19 protein-coding genes are annotated in these 23,903 nt (G+C 70.0%); 10 read left to right on the top strand and 9 right to left on the bottom strand.

Features of this window, described 5'->3' with window-relative positions:
- Positions 1–88: 88 nt before the first annotated feature.
- Positions 89–562: an NUDIX domain-containing protein gene (locus G5T42_RS07005; protein WP_165127146.1), complete on the top strand. Its 474-nt coding sequence runs from the start codon at positions 89–91 to the stop codon at positions 560–562.
- A gap of 1 nt (position 563) precedes the next feature.
- Here the strand turns inward: G5T42_RS07005 and G5T42_RS07010 are convergent, their stop codons facing one another.
- The 6 genes from G5T42_RS07010 to G5T42_RS07035 all read right to left on the bottom strand — a co-directional run bounded on the left by G5T42_RS07010 (position 564) and on the right by G5T42_RS07035 (position 6,255).
- Entirely contained in the window at positions 564–1,379 is an 816-nt protein-coding gene (locus G5T42_RS07010; protein ID WP_165123763.1) for a hypothetical protein, read from the bottom strand.
- Between the two features lie 146 nt (positions 1,380–1,525).
- Positions 1,526–2,056 (bottom strand): ribonuclease HI, encoded by a 531-nt coding sequence (locus tag G5T42_RS07015; protein WP_241245996.1) that lies wholly within the window; start codon positions 2,054–2,056, stop codon positions 1,526–1,528.
- Positions 2,057–2,066: 10 nt separating this feature from the next.
- Positions 2,067–2,537 (bottom strand): helix-turn-helix domain-containing protein, encoded by a 471-nt coding sequence (locus G5T42_RS07020; protein ID WP_165127150.1) that lies wholly within the window; start codon positions 2,535–2,537, stop codon positions 2,067–2,069.
- 17 nt (positions 2,538–2,554) lie between these two features.
- Positions 2,555–4,174 carry a polyketide antibiotic transporter gene (locus tag G5T42_RS07025; protein WP_165127152.1) on the bottom strand — a complete coding sequence of 540 codons (1,620 nt, stop codon included), beginning with the start codon at positions 4,172–4,174 and terminating at the stop codon, positions 2,555–2,557.
- Entirely contained in the window at positions 4,171–5,103 is a 933-nt protein-coding gene (locus G5T42_RS07030; protein WP_165127154.1) for an ABC transporter ATP-binding protein, read from the bottom strand. The genes G5T42_RS07025 and G5T42_RS07030 overlap by 4 nt, the downstream gene beginning before the upstream one ends.
- Before the next feature lie 108 nt (positions 5,104–5,211).
- Positions 5,212–6,255, bottom strand: a complete 1,044-nt coding sequence (locus G5T42_RS07035) for a hypothetical protein (protein WP_165127156.1) — start codon at positions 6,253–6,255, stop codon at positions 5,212–5,214.
- A 311-nt stretch (positions 6,256–6,566) separates the two neighbouring features.
- Here G5T42_RS07035 and G5T42_RS07040 point away from each other — a divergent pair, with 311 nt between their 5' ends.
- The 5 genes from G5T42_RS07040 to G5T42_RS07060 all read left to right on the top strand — a co-directional run bounded on the left by G5T42_RS07040 (position 6,567) and on the right by G5T42_RS07060 (position 11,367).
- Positions 6,567–7,223 carry a GntR family transcriptional regulator gene (locus tag G5T42_RS07040; RefSeq protein ID WP_165127158.1) on the top strand — a complete coding sequence of 219 codons (657 nt, stop codon included), beginning with the start codon at positions 6,567–6,569 and terminating at the stop codon, positions 7,221–7,223.
- Positions 7,220–8,746, top strand: a complete 1,527-nt coding sequence (locus tag G5T42_RS07045) for an MmgE/PrpD family protein (RefSeq protein ID WP_165127160.1) — start codon at positions 7,220–7,222, stop codon at positions 8,744–8,746. The genes G5T42_RS07040 and G5T42_RS07045 overlap by 4 nt, the downstream gene beginning before the upstream one ends.
- Positions 8,746–9,645 carry a methylisocitrate lyase gene (prpB, locus tag G5T42_RS07050; protein ID WP_165127162.1) on the top strand — a complete coding sequence of 300 codons (900 nt, stop codon included), beginning with the start codon at positions 8,746–8,748 and terminating at the stop codon, positions 9,643–9,645. The genes G5T42_RS07045 and prpB overlap by 1 nt, the downstream gene beginning before the upstream one ends.
- 91 nt (positions 9,646–9,736) lie before the next feature.
- On the top strand, positions 9,737–10,909 hold the full coding sequence (locus G5T42_RS07055; RefSeq protein ID WP_165127164.1) for a bifunctional 2-methylcitrate synthase/citrate synthase: 1,173 nt from the start codon (positions 9,737–9,739) through the stop codon (positions 10,907–10,909).
- Positions 10,906–11,367 (top strand): hotdog fold thioesterase, encoded by a 462-nt coding sequence (locus G5T42_RS07060; RefSeq protein ID WP_165127166.1) that lies wholly within the window; start codon positions 10,906–10,908, stop codon positions 11,365–11,367. Before G5T42_RS07055 ends, G5T42_RS07060 begins: the two co-directional genes overlap by 4 nt.
- A 25-nt stretch (positions 11,368–11,392) precedes the next feature.
- Here G5T42_RS07060 and G5T42_RS07065 read toward each other — a convergent pair whose 3' ends face one another.
- Positions 11,393–11,881 (bottom strand): type VI secretion system tube protein Hcp, encoded by a 489-nt coding sequence (locus tag G5T42_RS07065; RefSeq protein WP_165127168.1) that lies wholly within the window; start codon positions 11,879–11,881, stop codon positions 11,393–11,395.
- Positions 11,882–12,033: 152 nt separating this feature from the next.
- Between G5T42_RS07065 and G5T42_RS07070 the strand changes: the two genes are divergently transcribed.
- Together G5T42_RS07070 and pulA are read left to right on the top strand one after the other, a co-directional pair.
- A complete protein-coding gene (locus G5T42_RS07070; RefSeq protein ID WP_165127170.1) occupies positions 12,034–13,215 on the top strand; it encodes a thiolase family protein in 1,182 nt (393 codons plus the stop codon).
- Positions 13,216–13,389: 174 nt separating this feature from the next.
- Positions 13,390–19,452, top strand: coding sequence for a pullulanase-type alpha-1,6-glucosidase (gene pulA / locus G5T42_RS07075; protein ID WP_165127172.1), 6,063 nt, complete (start codon positions 13,390–13,392; stop codon positions 19,450–19,452).
- A gap of 60 nt (positions 19,453–19,512) precedes the next feature.
- On the opposite strand, the gene G5T42_RS07080 is transcribed toward pulA, so the two are convergent.
- On the bottom strand, positions 19,513–21,123 hold the full coding sequence (locus G5T42_RS07080; protein WP_165127174.1) for a choice-of-anchor I family protein: 1,611 nt from the start codon (positions 21,121–21,123) through the stop codon (positions 19,513–19,515).
- A gap of 180 nt (positions 21,124–21,303) precedes the next feature.
- On the opposite strand from G5T42_RS07080, the gene G5T42_RS07085 reads away from it, so the two are divergent.
- Together G5T42_RS07085 and G5T42_RS07090 are read left to right on the top strand one after the other, a co-directional pair.
- Entirely contained in the window at positions 21,304–22,473 is a 1,170-nt protein-coding gene (locus G5T42_RS07085) for an acyl-CoA dehydrogenase family protein (RefSeq protein WP_165127176.1), read from the top strand.
- Between the two features lie 9 nt (positions 22,474–22,482).
- Positions 22,483–23,259, top strand: a complete 777-nt coding sequence (locus tag G5T42_RS07090; protein ID WP_165127178.1) for an enoyl-CoA hydratase — start codon at positions 22,483–22,485, stop codon at positions 23,257–23,259.
- 31 nt (positions 23,260–23,290) lie between these two features.
- On the opposite strand, the gene G5T42_RS07095 is transcribed toward G5T42_RS07090, so the two are convergent.
- The gene (locus tag G5T42_RS07095; RefSeq protein WP_165127180.1) at positions 23,291–23,827 is read right to left on the bottom strand and encodes a MarR family transcriptional regulator; all 537 of its coding nucleotides are present in this window, start codon (positions 23,825–23,827) and stop codon (positions 23,291–23,293) included.
- Positions 23,828–23,903: the final 76 nt, after the last annotated feature.

Here is a 23,903-nt window from a genome sequence, read left to right on the forward strand (position 1 = left end):
TCGGAGAATCGGCCTAGCGTCGGAGGAATCACGGTGATTCCTCCGACGCAGGCGCGAATCTCCGACGTTGTCGTGTGAGAGGAGCCCTATGCCGGTGCACAGTGCAGGTCTGCTGCTCTACCGGGTGGGAGAGGCTGCCCCCGAGGTGCTCATCGCCCACATGGGCGGGCCGTTCTGGGCCTCGAAGGACGAGGGCGCGTGGTCGGTGCCGAAGGGCGAGTACGACCCCGAGACGGAGACCCCGCTCGACGCGGCGCGCCGGGAGTTCGAAGAGGAGCTCGGCCTCACGCCCCCCGACGGGCCGTACGCCGAGCTGGGCACGTGGGCGTACTCGTCGGGCAAGCGCATCACGGTGTTCGTGGCCGACGGCGCCGACTTCTCGCTCGAGGGCGTCGTCTACGGCGAGTTCGAGCTCGAGTGGCCCCCGCGCTCGGGCCGCAGGCAGTCCTTCCCCGAAGTAGACCGAGCCGAGTGGATGCCTCTGCCCGACGCGCGTTCGCGGCTCGTGAAGGGTCAGCGGCCGGCGCTCGATGCGCTCGCCGAGCGGTTCGCCGAGACGTGACCTACTGCGTGCCGGGGGCGGGGATCGACGTGCGCACCGGCACCGGGACGCGTCCGTCGGCCGAATCGGTGGTCGGGCGCGCGACGACCTGGCCGTCCGTTCCGAGGGTGTATTCGACCAGGGTCGACCCCGTCGGTGACAGCGCGTCGAACTGCGGGGCGGGGAAGATGACGGTCGCCGGCGCCGGCCCAGGCCCTCGCAGGCACACCGCCGTCGCGCTCGGCTCGTTCTCGACGAGCATGCACAGCCTGCCGTCGAGGGTCGGTCCGGCACCGACGAGGCGGCCATACAGACGTCCGTACAGCCGCAGCTCCTCGCGCACCATCCGCGCCGCCACGCCTTCCACGCCCGGAAGGTTGAGCACCTCGTTGCGCTTCCCCTCGAGGTAGAGCCGGTAGACCTCGCCGCGCGAGAGAGACACGGCGCCGGCCGGGGACGGCTCGCCGCTCCCGGGCTGCGCCGCGCGGTCGGCGGCGGACAGGGGCGCAAGCACGGTCGGCGCGAAGGCTGCGAGCGCCGCGACAGCCGCGGCGACGGCGAGCCCGACGAACGGGGCGCGCCGCCGTACAGGCGGCTTCGGCGTGGGTGTCGGCTGGGGCGGCTCCGTGGCGGACTGCGCCACGGCGGCCGAGCCGCCGACCTCGACTAGGTCATCCGGTGCCCGAGCCGGGTGCACGATGCGCGGTGCGAAGGCCCGCTCGAGCTCCTGAAGGCGTGCCAGGGCGGCCGGATCCGAGTCGATGTCGGCATCCGGCCCGTACGCGCGCCGCTGCAGCCCACGCAGTTCGACATGCAGCGGATCGGGCTCCTCTGCCACCCCTCCAGGCTAGAACTCTCACCGACCGCCGAGGCGGCTCGCCGGGATTGATCGAGATGGCAAGGATCACCGTCCCGCGGCATCCGCCCCCGTCATTCGTGCGATCTCGGCGCAGTTCGGCGAAGGCTCGGTCACGCCGGGCCCTATCACCGCCCGTTCTTGGGAGCCGCCGAGACGTCGAGCTTCGGGTGCGAGCCGAGGGACGACCACGCCGACTCGATGCCCTTCGCCGCGTGCTCCGACGCGCGCACCGCGCGCTCGTCGGCCCACGCGTTCAGCACGTGACCCGAGTGCCCGCGCACGTGCTCGAGCACGACATCCGGCATACCGGCGGCCCGCCGCTCGTCGCGCGCGGCCATGAGCTGCTCGAGCAGCTCCCGGTTCTTGGTCGGGGCGCCGGTGGAGGTCTTCCACCCGCGGCGCTTGTGCCCGTCCATCCACTTCTCGTACGTGTCGATCGCGTACTTCGAGTCCGCCTGCACGACGAGGTTCCGCACGTCGCGGTGGTCTTCGATCGCCTTGATCAGCCCGAGCAGCTCGCCGATGTTGTTCGTGCCGACGGGGATCGATCCTGCCGCCCAATTGCCGTCCTCGGCCACCCATGCCCAGCCGGCGGGCCCGGGATTGCCCTTGCAGGCGCCGTCGGTGGCCACGATGTAGCGATCGTCCGGAGTCACTCGGGCAAGGCTACCGGTCGCCGCGCGAGCGCTGCGCCTGCCATTCGTCGACGAGCTCCGGCATCCGTGCCGCCAGGTACCGCATGAAATCGGCGACATCCCGGGCGCGCTCGACGGATGCCGGTGCGCCCGCGTTCTCGTCGGCGATCTGGTCCATCAGGCCGGCCAGGCTGGAGTAGAGGGGCGCGTTCGACGTGATCATTCCGTGCCACGCGTCGCCCGTGAGGTCGTACCGATCGCGCCGGTCGCCGGGCCGGGCGATGCGGTGGATGAGCCGCATCGACGTGAGGTAGCGGACGGCACCCGAGACGGCGGCGGCCGAGACCCCGAGCCGGTCGGCGAGCTCTGCCGCGGTGTACCCCTCGTCGGGCGATCCGACGAGCGCCATGAGCACGCGGGCGGGCATGCGCGCCATGCCTGCCGCGGTGAGCATGGCCGCGGCCTGCTCGGCGGCCTCCGCCCCGGGATGCTCGGTCGCCATCGTCTCCCCGTCTTCGCCTATCCGGCCGGTGCGAGCTCGCGCCGCCGCATGAGGGCGACGGATGCCCCGCCCCCGACCACGATCGTCAGCAGGAGCCACCACAGCCCCCGCACGTCGACCGTATCGCCGTCGACCTGCGGGGCGACCGAGAACGGCGAGAGGTTCGTCAGCCAGTCCGAGAATCCCAGCAGGGGTCCGAAGAGCCCGACCACGATGGCGACGACGACGAGGGTCCAGCCGAGCGGGATCGTGAGGCGTGGCGCGATCGTGAAGATGAGCGCCGTGAGCGCGAGGAACACCGTCGCAGCGACGATCTGGCCGGCCGCGGCGATGGCGGCGGAGCGGAGGAGGTCGTTAGCGTCGTCCACCCCTGCGGCGCCCAGCGCCGCCCCGCCGAACCCGGCCGCGCACGTCAGGACGATCGCGGCGAACCCGATCCCGAGGAAGTCCGCCAGCCACCGCACCCGCTGCACCGGGGTCGCGAGCACGGGCTCGGCCGTGCCGTGCGCCTCCTCCTGGCGGGCACGGGCCACCGTCTGCACGGCTGCGCAGGCCGCGAGGAGCCCGACCATCGTGAAGAAGACGACGACCACGGCCTGGAGGAGGTCGCCCTCGGACGACAGCGACTTCAGCACATCGGCGATCGCCGGATTCTCGCCGCCGAGCTGGTCGACCACGCCGCCGAGCGACGTGGACAGGGCGCCGGTGAGCAGCGCGCCGACCATCCAGCCGATGGTCGACGGCGCCGACAGGCGAGTCACGAGTGCGGTCGTCGACGAGAGCCCCGGCCGTGCCGAAGCGCGCCCGAGACGTTCGGCGACGATGCTCTCACCGAGGTCCCGCACGGCCTGGAGCGCGAGGGCGCCCGCGGCGAGGACGACGAACGCGCCGACGCACAGGAGCACCGGCCACCACAGGTTCTCGTCGTACGCGCGCGTGTTCTCGGCCCAGCCGAAGGGCGAAGTCCAGGTGAGCCACGAGCTGTCGATGCGCGTGAGATCGTCGCTCGGCGTCCCGAGCGCATTGCCGATGCCGGCGAGCACGAAGGTGATGAGCAGGATCCACACGGTGAGGGAGTTGGCGCCCCGCGACGTCCGCATGAGCTGGGATGACAGCATCCCGAGCCCGAGGAAGACGAGCCCCACGGCGGCGGTCGCGGTGCCGACAAGCCAGGACCCCTCGGCGGGCGCTCCTCCCGCCAGGAAGGACAGGGCGACCAGGATGCCGAGCACGACGTTCGCGAGCGTCCCGTGGATGAGGGTCGCGATCGTCGGGATCCAACGGCCGGCGGGGGTCGCGACGACGAGTTCGAGTCGTCCGGCCTCCTCATCGCCGCGGGTGTGGCGCACCGCCAGGAACGCGCTCATGAACGCGGCGAGGATCGCGAGCCAGGGAAAGAGCAGGAAGACGACGAACGCATTCGTCTCCGGGCCGGACGGGAGCCCGCGGAACAGCAGGATCACCGGGTTCGCCATGACGGCCGCCAAGATGCCGAGGCGGTCCTGTTCGGTCCCGTACGACTGGGTCACCCCGCCGAGGCCGGCGAAGGCGAGGGCCACGGTGCCGAGGATCCAGAGCGTCAGCTGCAGCCAGTCGCGCCTCAGCCGTTGGGCGAGCAGAGGGAGCAGCCGATTCATCGTGCGGCGCCTTCGAGTGCGGCGAGGTCGTCGCCGTAGTGGCGAAGGAACAGCTCCTCGAGCGAGGGCGGCTCGACACGGAGGCCCGCCACGTTCAGGCGGGCGAGCTCAGGCAGGACCCCCGCAACCTGGTCGCTGTCGACCGTGAAGCTCACGCGCCCGTCTTCGGCCAGAGCGTCGTGAGCCGCCCCGATCGACGCCGCGATCGCGGCATCCGTCCCCTCGAACGAGACCTCGGTGCGCGTGAGGTGACGAAGATCCGCCAGGGTGCCCGTCTCGACGATCTTCCCCGCGCGGATGATCGACACCCCGTCGCAGAGCCGCTCGACCTCCGAGAGGATGTGGCTCGACAGGAGCACCGTGGCGCCCGCCTCCTTCACGCGCGCGACCTCACGGCGGAACATGACCTCCATGAGGGGATCGAGTCCGCTCGTCGGCTCGTCGAAGACGTACAGCTGGGCGGGCACGGCGAACGCGGCGATGAGCGCCACCTTCTGCCGGTTTCCCTTCGAGTACGCGCGGCCCTTCTTGCGCGGATCGAACTGGAAGGCCTCCATGAGGCGCTCCTTCTCGGCACGGTAGGCGGGGTTCTTCTTGGCGCCACGCAGTCGCGAGAGCAGGTCGATCGCCTCGCCACCGCTCAGGTTGGGCCAGACGCTGACGTCGCCGGGGATGTAGGCGACGCGGCGGTGGATCGCGACGGCGTCGTTCCACGGGTGGAGTCCGAAGACGGATGCCTCGCCCGCACTCGCTCTCGCGAGCCCGAGGAGGATCCGGATCGTCGTGGACTTCCCCGCGCCGTTCGGGCCGAGGAAGCCGTGGATCTGTCCCTGCTCGACCTCGAGGTCGAGGCCGTCGAGGGCGGCGACCCCGCCGTAGCGCTTGACGAGGCCCGCGGTGCGGATGACGGGGGTCGTTGCTGATGTCATGCGCCGGACGCTACGCGCATTTCACAAAATTTTGAAGTTTCCTCACGGAATCCTGACGTCGGGCTGTCGCGCCGGATCAGGGCGGGGGCGAGCCCGCCCTGATCATCGTCAGGCGCGGCGGCGAATCGACGCGAAGGCGGCCGCTCCGATGCCGAGGAGGAGCGCCACCGCGCCGGCGATCGGCAGCAGGGGCGTCACCCCGGTGCTCCCGGTGACTGCGAGGGCCGAATCGGCCGTGGTGCCCGCCGCGGGCTGGCTCACCGTCGCGCTCGTCGTGGTCGTCGTGGTCGTGGTCGGCGGCGTGCTCGGCGGGGTGAGCACGACAGGCACCGGCGACTCGTCCTCGCGGAAGCACGGGGCCTCCGGATCATCGCTCTGATACCCGAGGGCGCCCGCGACGGTGAACTCCCGTGTCCTAACGGTCGAGCCGTCGGGGAACATGTAGCCCTCGGCGACCGTCGCGGTGACGGTGTAGGTTCCGGGACCGTCGAAAGGCCGATCCCAGCTCAGAGTCACGTTCTGGAGGGTCACGAGCGCGGGCAGCGCACCGGCGGTGTCACAGGTCGGCGGCTGAGGCGCGGCACCGAACAGCGCCGGTATCGCCACGACGTCTGCGGCGCACGCCGCATCCGGCACGGTCGTCCGGGACTTCTCGGTCCACTCGCCCCAGGTGTCCTGAGGCTCCCATGAGTCGCCGTCCCAGGCGTAGGTGCGCGTCCCCGAGCGCTCCTCTACGAGCAGCGTGCGTGTGCCGTCGAGCGGTTCGGTGCAGAAGGACGAATCACGGGTCTCGTAGAGCGGCTCGCTCTGCGGCTGCGGCGGCTGGAACCCGGGGCAGTCTGTGATGTCGAGTCCCTCGCCGACGAATCCGATGGCGACGGAATTCACCTGCGCGTCCGAGAAGACGTACGGGAAGGTCCCCGCGAAACCGGCGCCCAGCGCCTCGACGCTCACCTCGATCGGGTTCTCGCCCGTCTGCAGCACTTCGCCGACCCCGGGCGTCGTGACGTACTTGCACACCACCACTTTCCCATCGGCCGCGGCTGCGGCCGCTCCGCCTTGTGCAGCCATCGCCGGTGCGGCGACGAGCGGCGTCGTGAGCATCGCGGCCGCGACTGCGGCGCACGCGAGCGCTCTCCCCAAGAACTTCATCATCTTTCCCTTTCCCCAAAGGGGCGCCCCATGCGCTCCCCAAGCGACAGGTCGACTGGCCCGCGCCGGATCGGATGTTCGGGTAGGCGCCGGCGAGGACCTGAGATGAGTCAACACGGCGATGCCGTCGGCGACGGGCCATTGCGCTGGGGAAGGCGATGTGCTGTAGGGGCTGATGCTGACGGGTTGGGGGCCGAAACGACGCCTCATCGGGCTGCTTGTATACCAACCATCCGACAATTGGCGACCAGTGCACTCAAAAGCCGGTCTATGTATACAATAGCGTCGACCCGAAACGAGGAGGTAGACACATGCGCGCCAGCGACCGTGCGTATCGCACCCTCCTCGACGAGATCCAGTCGGGTCGACTCGCACCGGGATCGGTCCTCGGCGAGGTGGAGCAGGCCGCCCGCCTCGGCGTGAGCCGCACGCCGCTGCGCGAGGCGCTCGGCCGCCTCGCCGCCGATGGGCTGGTCGTGCAGCAGTCGCCGCGCGTGACGGTCGTGAGCGACGTCGACGCGGGCGACATCCGCGAGCTGTTCGAAGTCCGCCGCGCGCTCGAAGAGACCGCCGCCCGGCTTGCGGCCGTGCGAGGGGATGCCTCGACCTTCGCCCGCCTCGCCGACGAGTTCGCCGCGGCATCCGTCGACGGGCCGGCCGCGACCGACGACTACTACGCCCTCATCGAGCGTTTCGATGGGGCGCTCGACGCCGCCGTCGAGAACGACTATCTGCACGCGGCGCTGCGCACCGTGCGGACGCACCTCGTCAGGGTGCGCCGGCTCGCGCGCGACAATCCGGGCCGGCTCGCGGCATCCGTCGCCGAGCACCGGCTCATCGCCTCGGCGATCGCGGCCCGCGACGCCGACCTCGCGGCCCACGCGACCCACATCCACCTGCACAATGCACTTGTCAGCATCCTCGAGTCGATCGGGGCTGCCGGCCATCACCAACAGGGAGCAGCATGACCGTCTCGCACCACGTCCGCGTCTACCGCAGCGAAGAGCCGCTGCCGCGCGAGGAGCAGCTCGCGTGGAAGATCGCCGAAGCCGCGGCCGATCCGGTCGAGGTCGACGACGAGGTCGTCGACATGATCATCAACCGGGTGATCGACAACGCGGCGGTGGCCGCGGCATCCCTCACCCGCGCGCCCGTCAGCGCAGCCCGCCAGCAGGCACTCGACCACGCCGTCTCGATCGGGGGCGACGGCGCGACGGTCTTCGGCTGCGCCCTCGAGCGCCGGACGTCGCCCGAGTGGGCCGCGTGGGCGAACGGCGTCGCCGTGCGCGAGCTCGACTACCACGACACCTTCCTCGCGGCCGACTACTCGCACCCGGGCGACAACATCCCGCCGATCCTCGCGGTCGCGCAGCACGTCGGCTCCGACGGAGCGGCGCTCGTGCGCGGCCTTGCGACGGGCTACGAGATCCAGATCGACCTCGTGCGCGCCATCTGCCTGCACAAGCACAAGATCGACCACGTCGCGCACCTCGGACCGTCGGCCGCGGCGGGCATCGGGACCCTCCTCGGCCTCCCGGCCGAGACGATCTACCAGGCCGTCGGGCAGGCGCTGCACACGACCACGGCCACCCGCCAGTCGCGCAAGGGCGAGATCTCGACGTGGAAGGCATATGCCCCCGCGTTCGCGGGGAAGATGGCGATCGAGGCCGTGGACCGGGCGATGCGCGGCGAGACATCGCCGTCGCCGATCTACGAAGGCGAGGACGGCGTCATCGCGTGGCTGCTCGACGGGCCGGATGCCTCGTACCAGGTGCCGCTGCCCGCGGCCGGCGAGGCGAAGCGCGGCATCCTCGACTCCTACACGAAGGAGCACTCGGCCGAATACCAGGCGCAGGCGTGGATCGACCTCGCACGGAAGCTCCATCATGAGCACCCGGACGCGTTCTCGCCCGACAACGTCGCGTCGATCGTGCTGCACACCAGCCACCACACGCACTACGTCATCGGCTCGGGCGCGAACGACCCGCAGAAGTACGACCCGACGGCATCCCGCGAGACGCTCGACCACTCGATCCCGTACATCTTCGCCGTCGCCCTGCAGGACGGCGGCTGGCACCACGTCGACTCGTACACCCCCGAGCGCGCGGGGCGTGCCGACACGGTCGCCCTGTGGAACAAGATCACGACGGCGGAGGACGAGGAGTGGACGCGCCGCTACCACTCCGAGGATCCGAACGAGAAGGCCTTCGGTGGACGTGTGGTCATCACCTTCGCCGACGGCGGCGAGATCGTCGAGGAGATCGCGGTCGCCGACGCGCACCCGCTCGGGGCTCGGCCGTTCGCGCGCGAGGACTACATCCGCAAGTTCCGGCTGCTGGCTGAGCCGGTGCTCTCGGCGGACGAGATCGAGCGCTTCCTCGGACTCGCCCAGCGCCTGCCCGAGCTGACCGCGCAGGAGGTGCAGCAGCTCACGATCGTCGCCGAGCTCGGCGTCCTGGCCGGCGCCCCGGCCCCGAAGGGCCTCTTCTGATGCTGTACTCCACGGTGCCGGCGGCCGAGAAGCGACGCCTGTTCCGCGAGCGGCTCGCGTCGGGAGAGCTGCTGCGCTTCCCCGGCGCCTTCAACCCGCTCTCGGCGCGGCTCATCGAGCAGAAGGGCTTCGAGGGCGTCTACATCTCGGGGGCCGTCCTGTCGGCCGACCTCGGACTTCCCGACATCGGCCTCACGACCCTCACCGAGGTCGCCGGCCGCGGGCAGCAGATCGCGCGGATGACCGACCTCCCGGCGATCATCGACGCCGACACCGGCTTCGGCGAGCCGATGAACGTCGCCCGCACGATCCAGACCCTCGAGGACGCCGGCGTCGCCGGGGCGCACATCGAGGACCAGATCAACCCGAAGCGCTGCGGCCACCTCGACGGCAAGGCCGTCGTCGACGCGGACACCGCGGTCAAGCGCATCCGGGCGGCCGCCGACGCCCGCCGCGACCCGAACTTCCTGATCATGGCCCGCACCGACATCCGGGCGGTGGAGGGGATGGATGCCGCGATCGACCGCGCGAAGGCGCTCGTGGATGCCGGGGCCGACGCGATCTTCCCCGAGGCGATGCGCTCCCTCGAGGAGTTCGAAGCGGTCCGCCGGGCGATCGACGTGCCGATCCTCGCCAACATCACCGAGTTCGGGAAGAGCGACCTCTTCTCGGTCGAGCAGCTGCGAGGCGTCGGGGTCAACATCGTGATCTGGCCGGTGTCGCTGCTGCGCATCGCGATGGGCGCGGCATCCCGAGCCCTCGACACGCTCACCGACGAGGGGCACCTCACCTCCAAGCTCGGTGAGATGCAGCATCGCGCCGATCTGTACGACCTCATCGACTACGAGGCGTACAACCACTTCGACCAGGACGTCTTCAACTTCCAGATCAGCCGCTGATCGCCTACCTTTCACGCATGTCCCGAAGTTGGCCGCTTCAGCGCTTCGCAAGCGGCCAACTTCGGGACATGAAAAGCCTCGAAGGAGAGAAATGACCGACACCGACATCAAGAAGGGCCTCGCCGGGGTCACCGTCGACTACACGGCGGTGTCGAAGGTCAATCCCGAGACGAACTCACTCCTCTATCGGGGCTACCCCGTGCAGGAGCTCGCCGCGACGCAGCCGGTCGAGGCCGTCGCCTACCTCCTCTGGTACGGCGAGCTGCCCACCGACGAGCAGCTCGAGTCGTTCCGCGCGCGCGAGCGCGCCAACCGTGCGCTCGACGACAACATCAAGCAGACGATCGACCTGCTCCCGCTCGAGGCCCACCCGATGGACGTCGTGCGCACGGCGGTCTCGGTGTACGGGGCGTCCGATCCCGCCGCCTTCGACAACTCGCAGCTGTCGGACCTCGAGAAGGCCGAGCGGCTCTTCTCCAAGCTCCCCGCGATGGTCGCCTACGACCAGCGCCGCCGCCGGGGTCAGGAGCTCATCGAGCCCCGCGACGACCTCGACTATTCGCACAACTTCCTCTGGATGGCGTTCGGCGAGGAGCCCGACACGACGGTCGCCGCGGCGTTCAACGTGTCGATGATCCTGTACGCGGAGCACTCGTTCAACGCGTCGACGTTCACGGCCCGGGTCATCACGAGCACGATGGCCGACCTGTACTCCGCGGTCGTCGGGGCGATCGGAGCCCTCAAGGGACCGCTCCACGGCGGGGCCAACGAGGCCGTCATGCACATCTTCGACGAGATCGGGTCGGCCGAGAACGTCGGGCCCTGGCTCGACCAGGCGCTCGCCGAGAAGCGCAAGATCATGGGCTTCGGGCACCGCGTCTACAAGAAGGGCGACTCGCGGGTTCCCACGATGAAGGCGGCGCTCGACACGCTCGTGGAGCACTACGACGCGAAGGACCTGGCGGCGCTCTACGAAGGGCTCGAGTCGGAGTTCGTCGGCCGGAAGGGCATCTACCCGAACCTCGACTACCCGTCGGGGCCGGCTTACCACCTGATGGGCTTCGACACCCTCACCTTCACCCCGCTCTTCGTCGCAGCACGCGTCGTCGGCTGGACGGCGCACACGATCGAGCAGGCCGCCTCCAACGCCCTGATCCGACCGCTCTCCGCCTACAACGGTCACGACGAGCGGCACATCGAGGGCTATGTGCCGGATGCCGCGCAGGCGGAGGCCGCCGAGCGCCCCGAAGAAGCGCCGGCATGAGCATCTGGCACACCGAGCCCTCCGCCGCGGACCTGAACGCGATGGCGGGCGAGACGCTCATCGAGACCCTCGGGATCGAGATGGTCGAGGTGCGCGACGACGCCCTCGTCGCGCGCATGCCCGTCGACCGCCGCACGGTGCAGCCGGCGGGGGTGCTGCACGGCGGGGCATCCGTCGCCCTCGCCGAGACGATCGCGTCCTGGGCGGGGTTCCTCACGGTCGACCGCGAGCGGTTCCACGTCGTCGGCCAGGAGATCAATGCCAACCACATCCGCCCGGTCTTCACGGGCTGGGTGACCGCGACCGCGACGCCCGCCGCCCTCGGCCGGCGCAGTCAGGTCTGGGAGATCCGGATCGTCGACGAGGCCGGCAAGCTCGTGTGCATCTCGCGGTGCACCCTCGCCGTCATCGAGCAGCGCAGCACCTATGCCACGGCGGACGGGCGCACGCAGGCCTGAGCTCCGCGGAGCGGCCTACGCCGCGTCACCAGGCCTGGTGCGTCGCGAAATCCCACCCGCGGGTGACGGGCTGTCCCGCTCCGCCGCGCTCGTCCACCGTCAGCACCGACAGTCGCACCCGCTTCGCGACGAGCTCGAAGGCGTCGTCGTAGCCCACGGAGGCGCCGGCGATGTCGAGCCGCGTGACGCGGACGTCCTCGAACTCCCACCGCATGATGACGGTGCCGCGACCCTCGTTCGCGCGGACGACCTCGAGTCGCGCGGTGGCAAGGTGCGCGCCCTTCGCGACAGCCTCGAACAGGAGGGGCGATGCGATCGACGTGGGGGCGGAGACGATGAGGGGATGCTGCGTCGTGCGGCCCGCGCGACCGGCGCCGCCTCCAGCGCCGGCGCCGATGCCGCCTGCCTGCTCGACGCCCCAGGTCACACCGGTCACCGGGATCCAGTCCCGATGGTCGCGCTCGACGGAGTCGCCGGGGATGCCGGGGAGCTGCAAATAGGTGTCGACGGCCATGTCCCGTCCTCTCGAGTGCGGAGCCGGTCGAGTGCGGAGCCGGACTCATTCTGAAGGCCCGGCGCCAGCCTCCCACCGCGCGCCCCCGCACACCAGAGCCTCAGCGACCGCACACCAGAGCCTCAGCACGTCACCGGGGGGATGATGGATGCATGACCCGCACCGCCGTCATCGTCGACGCCGTCCGCACCCCCTCCGGCAAGGGCAAGCCCGGGGGAGGCCTCTCGGCGCAGCATCCCGTCGACCTGGCAGCCCATGTCCTGTCGTCGCTCACCTCGCGCAACGGGTTGGAGCCGACGGCGGTCGACGACGTCATCCTCGGATGCGTCAGCCAGATCGGCGACCAGGCCATGAACATCGCGCGGCAGGCGGTGCTCGCCGCCGGATTCGACGAGCGCGTGCCGGCCACGACGATCGACCGGCAGTGCGGCTCGAGCCAGCAGGCAGCGCACTTCGCAGCTCAAGGTGTCCTCGCCGGCGCGTACGACATCGTGATCGCGGGCGGCGTCGAGTCGATGAGCCGCGTCCCGCTCGGCAGCTCCGGGCAGGGCGGCTCGCTCGCGCCGGGCCTGCGCAGGCGCTACCCGCAAGGTCTCGTCAACCAGGGGGTCTCGGCCGAGCTGATCGCGCAGAAGTGGGGCTTCAGCCGCGAAGAGCTCGACGCCTTCTCGGCCGAGAGTCACCAGCGGGCGACGGATGCCTGGGCCCACGGTGGCTTCGACGGCCAGGTGCTGCCGGTGGCCGTCGACGAGGGAACGATGCTCCGCGAGGACGAGACCGTCCGCGCCGGCACGACCGCCGAGGGGCTCGCGGGCCTCTCGCCCGCGTTCCGCACCGACGAGCTCGCGGCGCGCTTCCCCGACCTCGAGTGGAAGATCACGGCCGGCAACTCGTCGCCGCTCACGGACGCGGCATCCGGAGTCCTCATCATGTCGGAGGAGAAGGCGATGGAGCTCGGCCTCACGCCTCGCGCGCGCTTCCACTCCTTCGCCGTCGTCGGCGACGACCCGCTCCTGATGCTGACGGGGCCGATCCCGGCGACCCGGCGGATTCTCGAACGGAGCGGGCTGACGATCGACGACCTCGACGCCTACGAGGTCAATGAGGCGTTCGCGTCGGTGCCCCTCGCATGGCTCCGCGAGACCGGCGCGGACCCCGCGAAGCTCAACCCGTGGGGCGGCGCCATCGCGCTGGGGCACGCCGTCGGCGCCTCCGGCACCCGCCTTCTGGGCACACTGCTCGCGCACCTCGAGGCGACCGGCGGTCGTTACGGCCTGCAGACCATGTGCGAGGGCGGCGGCATGGCGAACGCGACCATCATCGAACGGCTCTGAGCCTGCCCGGAGCTGCAAGCGCTTCCGGTCTGCAAGGACCGTCGCACCTGGCGAGCCGAATGTGAGCCGCTTCTCATCCTGCAAGCGCTTGCATTCCTGAGAGATCGCCGATAGCGTCGCAAGGACCGCAGGCGGGCACGTCGCCGTGCCCTCTCACCCTTGGGAGCTCCCTCAGTGTCGAAGCCGACCTCCGCACGCAGTCGTCGCGTGCTCGCATCCCTCACCGCCGCAGCCCTCGTGCTGGCCGGCAGCGTGACCTTCCTCGCCGCTCCCGCGGCGGCCGCCGACCGCACGTTCGCGCTCGTCGGGAGCCTCCAGAGCGAGCTCGGGTGTCCCGAAGACTGGAAGCCCGAGTGCCCGGCGACCGAGCTCGCGCCGACGGCCGACGAGAACCTGTTCTCCGCCGAGTTCAACGTGCCGAAGGGGACGTACGAGTACAAGGTCGCCGTCAACGACTCGTGGGACGAGAACTACGGCGTCGACGGCGCGCGCGGCGGCGGCAACATCCCGCTCACGGTCGACGGTCCCTCGAAGCTGCGCTTCACGTACGACGACGTGTCGCACCGGATCGGCATCGAGGTCGAGTCGCTCCGTGCCGGCTACAGCGCGGACGACGACGCTCTCGTGGCCCCGCCGGTCCGCCAGGCGGGCGACGGCGAGCAGTTCTACTTCGTCATGACCGATCGCTTCGCCAACGGCGATACCTCGAACGACGACGGCGGCCTCACCGGAGACCGTCTGACGACGGGATTCGACCCCACGAGCACGGGCTTCTACAACGGCGGCGACATCGCCGGGCTGCGCTCGAAGCTCGACTACATCGCGGGCCTGGGCACGAGCGCCATCTGGCTCACGCCGAGCTTCAAGAACAAGCCCGTGCAGGGCGTCGGTGCCGACGCGTCGGCCGGCTACCACGGCTACTGGATCACCGACTTCACGCAGATCGACCCGCACCTCGGGACGAACGCCGAGCTGCAGGACTTCATCGCCGAGGCGCACGCCAAGGACATCAAGGTCTACTTCGACATCATCACGAACCACACGGCCGACGTGATCTCGTACGCCGAAGGCTCCGACAGCTACGTCGGTCTCGACGCGTCGCCGTACTCCGACGCGAACGGCAACAAGATCGACATCGCGCAGCTCGCGAAGGGCGACACCTTCCCGCCGCTCGATCCCGAGGTCTCGTTCCCCTACACGCCGGTCGTGTCCGACGCGGAGAAGGACGTCAAGGTCCCGGCCTGGCTGAACGACGTGACGCTGTACCACAACCGCGGCAACTCGACCTTCGCGGGCGAGTCGACGACCTACGGCGACTTCGTGGGCCTCGATGACCTCATGACCGAGCAGCCGGCCGTCGTCGACGGCTTCGTCGACGTCTACGACTCGTGGATCGACCTCGGCATCGACGGCTTCCGGATCGACACCGCCAAGCACGTCAACTTCGAGTTCTGGCAGAAGTGGTCCGCGCAGGTGCTCGACTACGCGCACTCGAAGGGCAAGGACGACTTCTTCATGTTCGGCGAGGTCTACGACGCCGACCCGACGAAGCTCGCCCCGTACGTCCGCAAGACCGACATGAACTCGGTGCTCGACTTCACCTTCCAGTCCGCGGCGAGCTCCTACGCCGGCGGGGCTTCGGCCGCGACGCTGCGCAACCTCTTCGCCGGAGACGACCACTACACGACAGCCGACTCGTCGGCGACGGCGCTCCCCACGTTCCTGGGCAACCACGACATGGGGCGCATCGGCTACTTCCTCAACGGGAAGAGCAACCAGCTCCAGCGCGACCAGCTCGCCCACGATCTGCTCTTCCTGAGCCGTGGCCAGCCGGTCGTGTACTACGGCGACGAGCAGGGCTTCGCCGGCAACGGCGGCGACCGCGCCGCCCGCCAGTCGCTCTTCGGGTCGCAGGTGCCCGAGTACGTGAACCAGCCGCTCGTCACCGGCGAGAACGTCGGCTCGCAGGACCGCTATGACTCGACGGCCCCGGTCTACGAGCACATCGCCGAGCTGTCCGCGCTGCGGGACGCCAACCCCGCCCTGGTCGACGGTGCGCAGATCGAGCGCTACGCCGCCGACACCGCGGGCGTCTACGCCTTCTCGCGCGTCGACCGCGACGACAAGGTCGAGTACCTCGTGGCGACCAACAACGCGACCTCGGACCAGACGGTCTCGCTCAAGACCCTCACCGCCGGTGCGACGCTCACGCCGATCTACGGCGGCGGCTCGGCGGTGTCGACGGATGCGTCGGCCGAGGCATCCGTCACCGTCCCGGCCCTCTCGACCCGCGTCTTCAAGGCCGACAAGCCCGTGACGGCGCCCGCGGCGGCGCAGCCGGTCACCGTCGACGTCCCTGCGGCGGGTGCCGCTGTGACGGGCTCGGCCGCCGTCTCGGCCGATGCCGACGACTCGTGGCGTGAGACGAGCTTCGCGTGGCGCGTCGTCGGATCCGACGACTGGCACGCTCTCGGGACCGCCGAGGACACCACGCCCGGCGTCTTCCACGACGTGGACAGCCTGGCGACCGGAACCCTCGTCGAGTACCGCGCCGTGTCGACGGATGCCGCGGGCCACCGCTCGGCGGACTCCACCTTCGCCTCCGTCGGCAACCGCGTGAACCTCGCCGCCGAGCCGGAGGAGCCGGAGGAGCCCAGCGAGCCGGAGCCCCAGGAGGGCCCTGTTCCGCCCTATTCGGCGGTCAGCGTCCCCGGCAGCTTCAACGACGAGGTCGGCTGCCCCGGTGACTGGCAGCCCGACTGCAGCGCCGTGCAGATGACGAAGCGGCAGGGTGACATCTGGTCGCTCGAGCTCGCGAACGTCCCGGCCGGCACGTTCGAATACAAGATCGCGATCGACAAGTCGTGGTCCGAGAACTACGGCGAGGGCGCTGCGCTCAACGGCTCCAACATCGTGCTCGACCACAAGGCCGCAGGTCCCGTCTCGTTCTTCTTCGACGACCGCACGAAGAACATCTGGTCGACGGTGGACGGCCCGGTGATCACGCTGCCCGGCACGCTGCAGAGCGAGCTCGGCTGCCCCGGCGACTGGCAGCCGGACTGCCTGGCCACGATGATGTTCGACCGCAACCGCGACGGCGTCTTCCAGTTCACGACCGACGACCTGCCGACCGGCTCGTACGAGGTCAAGGTCGCCCACAACCGCTCGTGGGATGAGAACTACGGCGCGGGCGGCGCTCTGAACGGGGGGAACATCTCGTTCAGTGCTACCAAGGGGAAGGTGACGACGTTCCGGTACAACCTCGCCACGCATGTGCTGACGGTGCAGTCCGCCGACCCGCCGCTGGCCGGCACGGGTGAGCTGCGAGCTCACTGGATCGACGCCGAGACGATCGCGTGGCCCGCCGACCTGGGTACGACGGCGGCCGGCGCGACGTGGCAGCTGTACGCGTCGACGGATGCCTCGCTCGCCGTCTCGCCCGAGCGCGAGGTCACGGGCGGCGACGACCCCATCGCCCTTACCCCGATCGCCGGCGGACTGACCGCCGAGCAGAAGGAGCGCTTCCCCGCGCTGTCGACGTACAAGGCACTGCACGTCGACGGACAGGGCCGGGATGCTGTGGCCTCGCTGCTGAAGGGCCAGCTCATGGTCGCTCAGCGCAACGCCGACGGCGGACTCACCGCCTTCACGGGGGTGCAGATCCCGGGCGTCCTGGACGACCTCTACGCCGACGCGGTGGCAGACGTCGACCTCGGCGTCACGTTCCAGGGAAAGAAGCCGACGTTCCGGCTCTGGGCCCCGACCGCGCAGACGGCGACGCTGCTGACGTGGGAAGCCGGTGCCACCGGTGACGCGACCCGTCATGAAGCGGCGTGGGACGCGGCATCCGGCACCTGGACGGTCGCGGGGGACAAGTCGCTCAAGGGCGACGAGTACCTCTGGGAGGTCGTCGTCTACGCGCCCACCACGAAGGCGATCGAGACGAACGACGTCACCGACCCGTACTCCGTGGCGCTCACCGAGAACTCGGAGCGCTCGGTCGCGGTCGATCTCCACGACAAGCAGTGGCGCCCCAAGGCGTGGGAGAAGACGGCGGCGCCCGTCGTCGACCGGCCCGTCGACCACTCGATCTACGAGCTGCACATCCGCGACTTCTCGGCGACCGACGAGACGGTGCCGGAAGACCTCCGGGGAACCTACCTCGCCTTCGCCCAGAAGAGCGCGGGCACCGATCAGCTGAAGCAGCTCGCCGGTGCGGGCATCAACACGGTGCACCTCCTGCCGTCGTTCGACATCGCCTCGATCGAGGAGGATCGCGCCGCTCAGGCGACCCCGGCGTGCGACCTCGCGTCGTTCCCGGCCGACTCGGTCGAGCAGCAGGCGTGCGTCGAGAAGGTCGTGGAGAACGACGCCTTCAACTGGGGCTACGACCCGTACCACTACTCCGTGCCGGAGGGCTCGTACGCGACGAACCCCGACGGCGGCGCGCGGGTCGGCGAGTTCCGCACGATGGTCGGTGCGCTGCACGGCATCGGACTGCAGGTCGTGCTCGACCAGGTGTTCAACCACACGGCCGCCTCGGGCCAGGACGACAAGTCCGTGCTCGACCAGGTGGTGCCCGGGTACTACCAGCGGCTCAACGCGGCCGGCAACGTCGAGACCTCGACGTGCTGCCAGAACGTCGCGACCGAGCACGAGGTGGCGCAGAAGCTCATGGTCGACTCGATCGTGACCTGGGCCCGCGACTACAAGGTCGACGGCTTCCGCTTCGACCTCATGGGGCACCACTCGAAGCAGAACATGCTCGCCATCCGCGCGGCCCTCGACGAGCTGACGCTCAAGAAAGACGGTGTGGACGGCAAGGCGATCTACCTGTACGGCGAAGGCTGGAACTTCGGCGAGGTCGCGAACAACGCCCTCTTCGAGCAGGCCACGCAGGGCCAGCTGGGCGGGACGGGCATCGGCACCTTCAACGACCGCCTGCGGGACGGCGTGCACGGAGGAAGCCCCGTCCGCGACTCGACGTACGAGCAGGGCTTCGGCACCGGCCTCGGCACCGACCCCAACGGGCAGCCGGTCCCGGCGGACAGCCGGACGCTCGGACAGCAGACCGACCTCGTGAAGGTCGGGCTCGCGGGCAACCTCCGCGACTTCGAGTTCACGACGTCGGACGGCACCGTCAAGTCGGGCGCCGAGGTGGACTACAACGGCGCTCCCGCCGGATACGCCGATCAGCCCGACGAGACGATCAACTACGTCGACGCACACGACAACCAGACGCTGTACGACCTGTCGGTGCTGAAGCTCCCCGTCGACACGTCGATGGCCGACCGGGTGCGCATGAACACGCTGCAGCTCGCCACTGTGACGCTCTCGCAGTCGCCGTCGTTCTGGCACGCCGGAACCGAGCTCCTGCGCTCCAAGTCACTCGACCGCAACAGCTACAACTCGGGCGACTGGTTCAACCGCATCGACTGGACCGGCCAGGAGTCGACGTTCGGCTCGGGTCTGCCCCGAGCGGCCGACAACTCGGCGCAGTGGCCGATCTACCAGCCCCTGCTGGCCAACCCGGCGCTCAAGCCCGGGGCGTCCGACATCGGGTCGGCCGAGGCATCCGCTCTCGACCTCCTGCGCGTGCGCAACGAGGTCGGCCTCCTGCGCCTGGGATCGGCGGACCTCATCGAGCAGAAGGTGAGCTTCCCGAACGGCGGGACGGGCGCCACGCCCGGTGTCATCGTGATGCTCATCGACGACCTCGTGGGCAAGAGCGTCGACCCGAAGCTGCAGGGCGCCCTCGTCGTGTTCAACGCGTCGCCCGACGCGACGACGCAGACGATCCCGGGCCTTGCCGGCCGGAGCTTCGGGCTGACCCCCGCGCTCGCCAAGGGCTCGGACGCGGTCGTGAAGACGACGACCTGGGATGCCGCGACCGGCGCCGTGACGGTGCCCGCACGATCGGTGGCCGTCCTCGTGGAGAAGGAGCCGGTCAAGACGTCGATCATCGCCGCGCCGAACAAGCTCGTCGCCTCGGTCGGCACGGCCGTCAAGATGGTCGGCAAGGTCGTCGCCGACGGCGCCCCCGAGGGCACCGTCACGGTCACCGACGGCGGCAAGGTCATCGCCACCGCGCCCCTCGCCGCGGCAGCGAAGGGCAAGTTCGAGATCGCGCTGCCGACGCTCGGACGGGGCATCCACCTCCTGCGCGTCTCGTTCACGGGCGCACCGGGATGGGCGGACTCGCGCGCCGCGATCCCGCTGCCCGTTCTCATCCACTAGTTCCGGCACAGGAGAGGCCCCGGGTGACCTCACGCGTCGCCCGGGGCCTTTCGCGTCGGATCAGCGGTTCACGCCGACCTCGAGCAGCGTCGTCGAACCCGAGACCTCGTTGGCGACGGCGAGGAGCGGGCTCCCCGTCGGGGACTCGTCGGCGGGGATGAACGACAGCCCCTCGGGGCCGAGATCGCCGCTGTTGTCCGAGAAGTCGCGGTTGTTGAGGTATGTGACGAAGAACGACTCGGCCGGAACGGTGATGTCGTACACGACGACCCCGCCCACGCGCTCCAAGCCGATGAACGCGTAGGTGCGATCGTCGACCTCGCCGATCACGAGGTTCTCGGGCTCGGGCCCCTTGTCGTCGCTGCGCCCCTCGAGGTTCGGCTCGGTGTGGTTCGAGTTCACGAATGCCGGCTCGGCGGCGTAGGTGATCTCCTCGAGCTGCGAGCCCGAGTCGAAGACCTGCGTGCCGTCGGTGCCCCAGATCGAGAACGAGCGGGTGCCGAAGGTGTACAGGCTCGAGTAGCAGCCCTTCGCCTGGTCGAAGCCGAGCTCCTTGGTGACGTTGAGGCGACCCAGGTCCGCGTTGCCCGTCTTACCCGCGAGGGGGCTGTCGGGGCAGATCGGGAGGGAACCGGCGCGAGCGCCCTCAGCGTACGAGCCCCACTCCCGGGCATCCCCCTCATTCGCCGTCACGAGGTAGGAGGCACCGCCGGATCGGTAGGCGCCGATGCCGTCGGGCAGGTAGACGCCGTAGAGGCCCGGGTAGGTGCGCAGCGCGAAGGAGCCGTCGCGGTCGCTCGGATCGAGCGGGACGACCCCGTGGTCCTTGAAGCCGAGAGGAAGGATGTCGGTGACCCGCGCCGACGGGATCTGCACGACGGCGATCGCGTTCGCCTCCTGCAGGGCGACATAGGCGGTGTTGCCGACGATCGAGATGTACTCGGGCTCGAGATTGCGCGACACCGGGCGGTCGCCGCCGTTGGGCGTCGGGCCGAAGACCCGCACACCGTCGGGGAGCGCACCGTTCTCGTAGGCGTGGAAGTCGGCCGTCGAGACGTCCTTCTGCCTCGCCGCGATCACCTTCGGCGTCGACAGGCGCACGACTGAGACCGAGCCTTCGGGGTCCGTCGAGAAGTCGTCGGCCGGCTCGCCCTCGTTCGCCGTGAGGGCGAAGCGGCCGTCGGGCGTAATGACGACGTTGTCGGGCTGGGCGCCGACTGTCACCGTGCCGAGGACCGTCGGCCGGTCGGCGCGGGCGTCGAAGAAGACGAGATGTCCGGGGTCGGTCTTGGTGGGCGCTTCGAAGGCGGCGATCCCGAGTCCGTCCTCGCGGATCGCGACGGAGTTGGCCACGCCGTCGGACCCGATCTCGTACTCCTTGCCGATCGACGCCGGGTCCGAGAAGTCGAGCACTTGGACGCTGCCGGCCTTGGCGCTCACGACGAAGAGCTTGTCCTCGAAATGGGCGACGATCTCGGCCGCCGACTCGTCGAACGCGCCCGTGTCGTAGCTCCCGACAGGCGTGAGCGAGATGACCGCGCCGGGTGCGGAGTACTCGATGGGATCGGGGACGATCTCGGCGGAGGCCGCGATCGCCGGAGCGAGAGCGAAAGAGCAGGTCGCCGCAGCGGCTGCGGCGAGCACGGCGGCTCGGCGGAAGTGCGAAGGCATGGGAATCCTCGGAGGGGTCGGGATCGCGCGCGGGCGCACGCCCCTCCGTGCTATCGGGTCCGGGTGGCGGCGAGGTGAACGGCTGTCGACGCTGAGCATCGCCTGGAATCCCTCACAGTTAGTAGGAAGTCCATGTAAAGTGATCAGAGCGACAATGCCGTCCCACAAGGAAGCCGCACAATGACGATCGAAGCACCCTTCGCAGAATCACCCGTCCAATCGCTCCCCGCCGACGAGCGCGAGGCCATCCTCGACGCCGTGCGGGAGTTCGCCGAGACGGAACTCGCGCCTCACGCGGTCGAGTGGGACGCCGACGAGCACCTCCCGCGCGACGTGCTCGAACGCGGGGGAGAGCTCGGGCTCGGCGGCCTCTACATCCGCGAAGACGTCGGCGGCACGGGCCTCTCGCGCTCCGACTCGGTCGCCATCGTCGAAGAGCTCGCGAAGGGCGACCCCTCGATCGCTGCCTACATCACCATCCACAACATGGTCGCGTGGATGATCGACACCTACGGCACCGACGGGCAGCGCCACGAATGGCTGCCCAAGCTCGTGACGATGCGCGACCTCGGCGCGTACTGCCTCACCGAGCCGGGTGCCGGATCGGATGCCGCGGCCATCACGACCTCGGCGATCCGGTCCGGCGACGAGTATGTGCTGACTGGCGTCAAGCAGTTCATCTCGGGTGGCGGCGAGGCATCCGTCTATGTGGTCATGGCCCGGACCGGGGAGCCCGGAGCCCGTGGCATCACGGCGTTTCTCGTGCCTGACGGCACCCCCGGGCTGTCCTTCGGCGTGAAGGAGCACAAGATGGGCTGGAAGGCGCAGCCCACGCGCCAGGTCATCCTGGACGAGGTGCGCGTGCCCGCTGAGAACGTCCTCGGCGGTGAGGGCATGGGCTTCAAGATAGCGATGTCGGCCCTGAACGGCGGCCGCATCAACGTCGCCGCCTGCTCGCTCGGCGGTGCCCAGTGGGCGCTCGACCGCGCGGTCAAGTACGTCCACGAGCGCTTCACGTTCGGCGAGCCGCTCGCCGAGAAGCAGTCCGTCGTCTTCGCCCTCGCCGACATGGCGACCGAGCTGCGTGCCGCGCGCGCGCTGGTCCGAGACGCCGCTCTCGCCGTCGATGCCAAGGCGCCCGACGCGGCGATCCAGTGCGCGATGGCGAAGCGGTTCGCCACGGACGCCGGCTTCCGCGTCGCCAACGAGGCGCTGCAGCTGCACGGCGGGTATGGCTACCTCTCGGACTACGGCATCGAGAAGGTCGTCCGCGACCTTCGCGTGCACCAGATCCTCGAGGGCACGAACGAGATCATGCGCGTCATCGTCGGCCGCGACCTCCTTGGCTAGCCTCGGAGCATGACCGACTACGAAACGATCCTGGTCGAGACGCGCGGACGCGTCGGCTGGATCACAATCAACCGGCCGGAGGCGCTCAACGCCCTCAACACCCAGGTGATGCTCGACATCGTCGCCGCCGCGACGGCGTTCGACCGCGACGAGGGCATCGGCGCCATCGTGCTGACCGGCTCGGAGCGCGCCTTCGCGGCGGGTGCAGACATCAAGGAGATGGAGTCCAAGACCGGACTCGACATGCTCATGGGCGACCACTTCGGTGGTTGGCCGACGTTCGCCGCCGTGCGCACCCCCGTCATCGCTGCGGTCTCGGGCTACGCGCTGGGTGGCGGCTGCGAGCTCGCGATGATGTGCGACGTCATCCTCGCCGCCGACACGGCCAAGTTCGGTCAGCCCGAGATCAACCTCGGCGTCATCCCCGGCATGGGCGGGTCGCAGCGCCTCATCCGCGCCGTCGGCTACTACAAGGCGGCCGACCTGATCCTCACGGGGCGGATGATGGATGCCTCGGAGGCCGAGCGCTCCGGACTCGTCTCGCGCGTCGTCCCCGCCGCCGACCTCCTCGAAGAGGCCGGCAAGGTCGCCGACGCGATCGCGGCGAAGTCGCTTCCCTCCCTCTACGCGGCGAAGGCGGCGCTCGACGCCGCGATGGAGACGCCCCTCGCCGAAGGCCTGCGTTTCGAGCGTCAGGTCTTCGCGTCGCTGTTCGACACCGCCGACCAGAAGGAGGGCATGGCCGCCTTCCGTGAGAAGCGGTCGCCCGACTTCACCCACCGCTGATGGCGCACCCGGCGGTCGGCGGCCGAGTCGATCAGAGGGGCTCCGGAACGGGCCGGGGGTCGGTGAAGTCGCCGGCGTCCTTGCGGAAGCGCGCGATGATGCGCACGAGCTCCGCCGTGTCATCCGCCGAGAGGCCGGGCTGCTCGAACACCTCGGCGTTGAGCACCTCGGTGGCCCGCTCCACGAGCTCGCGCCCCTCGTCCGTCAGCACGAGCACGGCGGCGCGGCCGTCGACGGGGTGCGGCTCGCGCAGCACGAGGCCGTCCTTGACGAGACGGTCGACCGTGTTCGTGACACTGGTGGGATGCACCTGCAGCCGCGCGATGGCGCTGGCCATCGGCATCCGTCCCTGCCTCGTGAAGGCGAGGAGGCGCAGCATCTCGAACCGGGCGAACGACAGGCCGAACGGGCGGAGGATCGCGTCGATGCGCGCGAACATGAGCTGCTGTGCCCGGATGATCGAGGTGACGGCGGACATTCCCGCGGCGGCATCGGTCCATCCGTGGGCGACCCACTGGCGCTTCGCCTCGGCGATGGGATCGACGGGCAGGGGAGAGTTCCTCGGCATCCGTCACCTCCCTCGTCGCGGCTACTACGGTAGCGCGGCCACCCTGCGGGTTGCGGCGGAACGGCCGGTGCGTCGG

Source organism: Microbacterium sp. 4R-513 (genome assembly GCF_011046485.1).
In the GTDB taxonomy this organism is placed as follows: domain Bacteria; phylum Actinomycetota; class Actinomycetes; order Actinomycetales; family Microbacteriaceae; genus Microbacterium.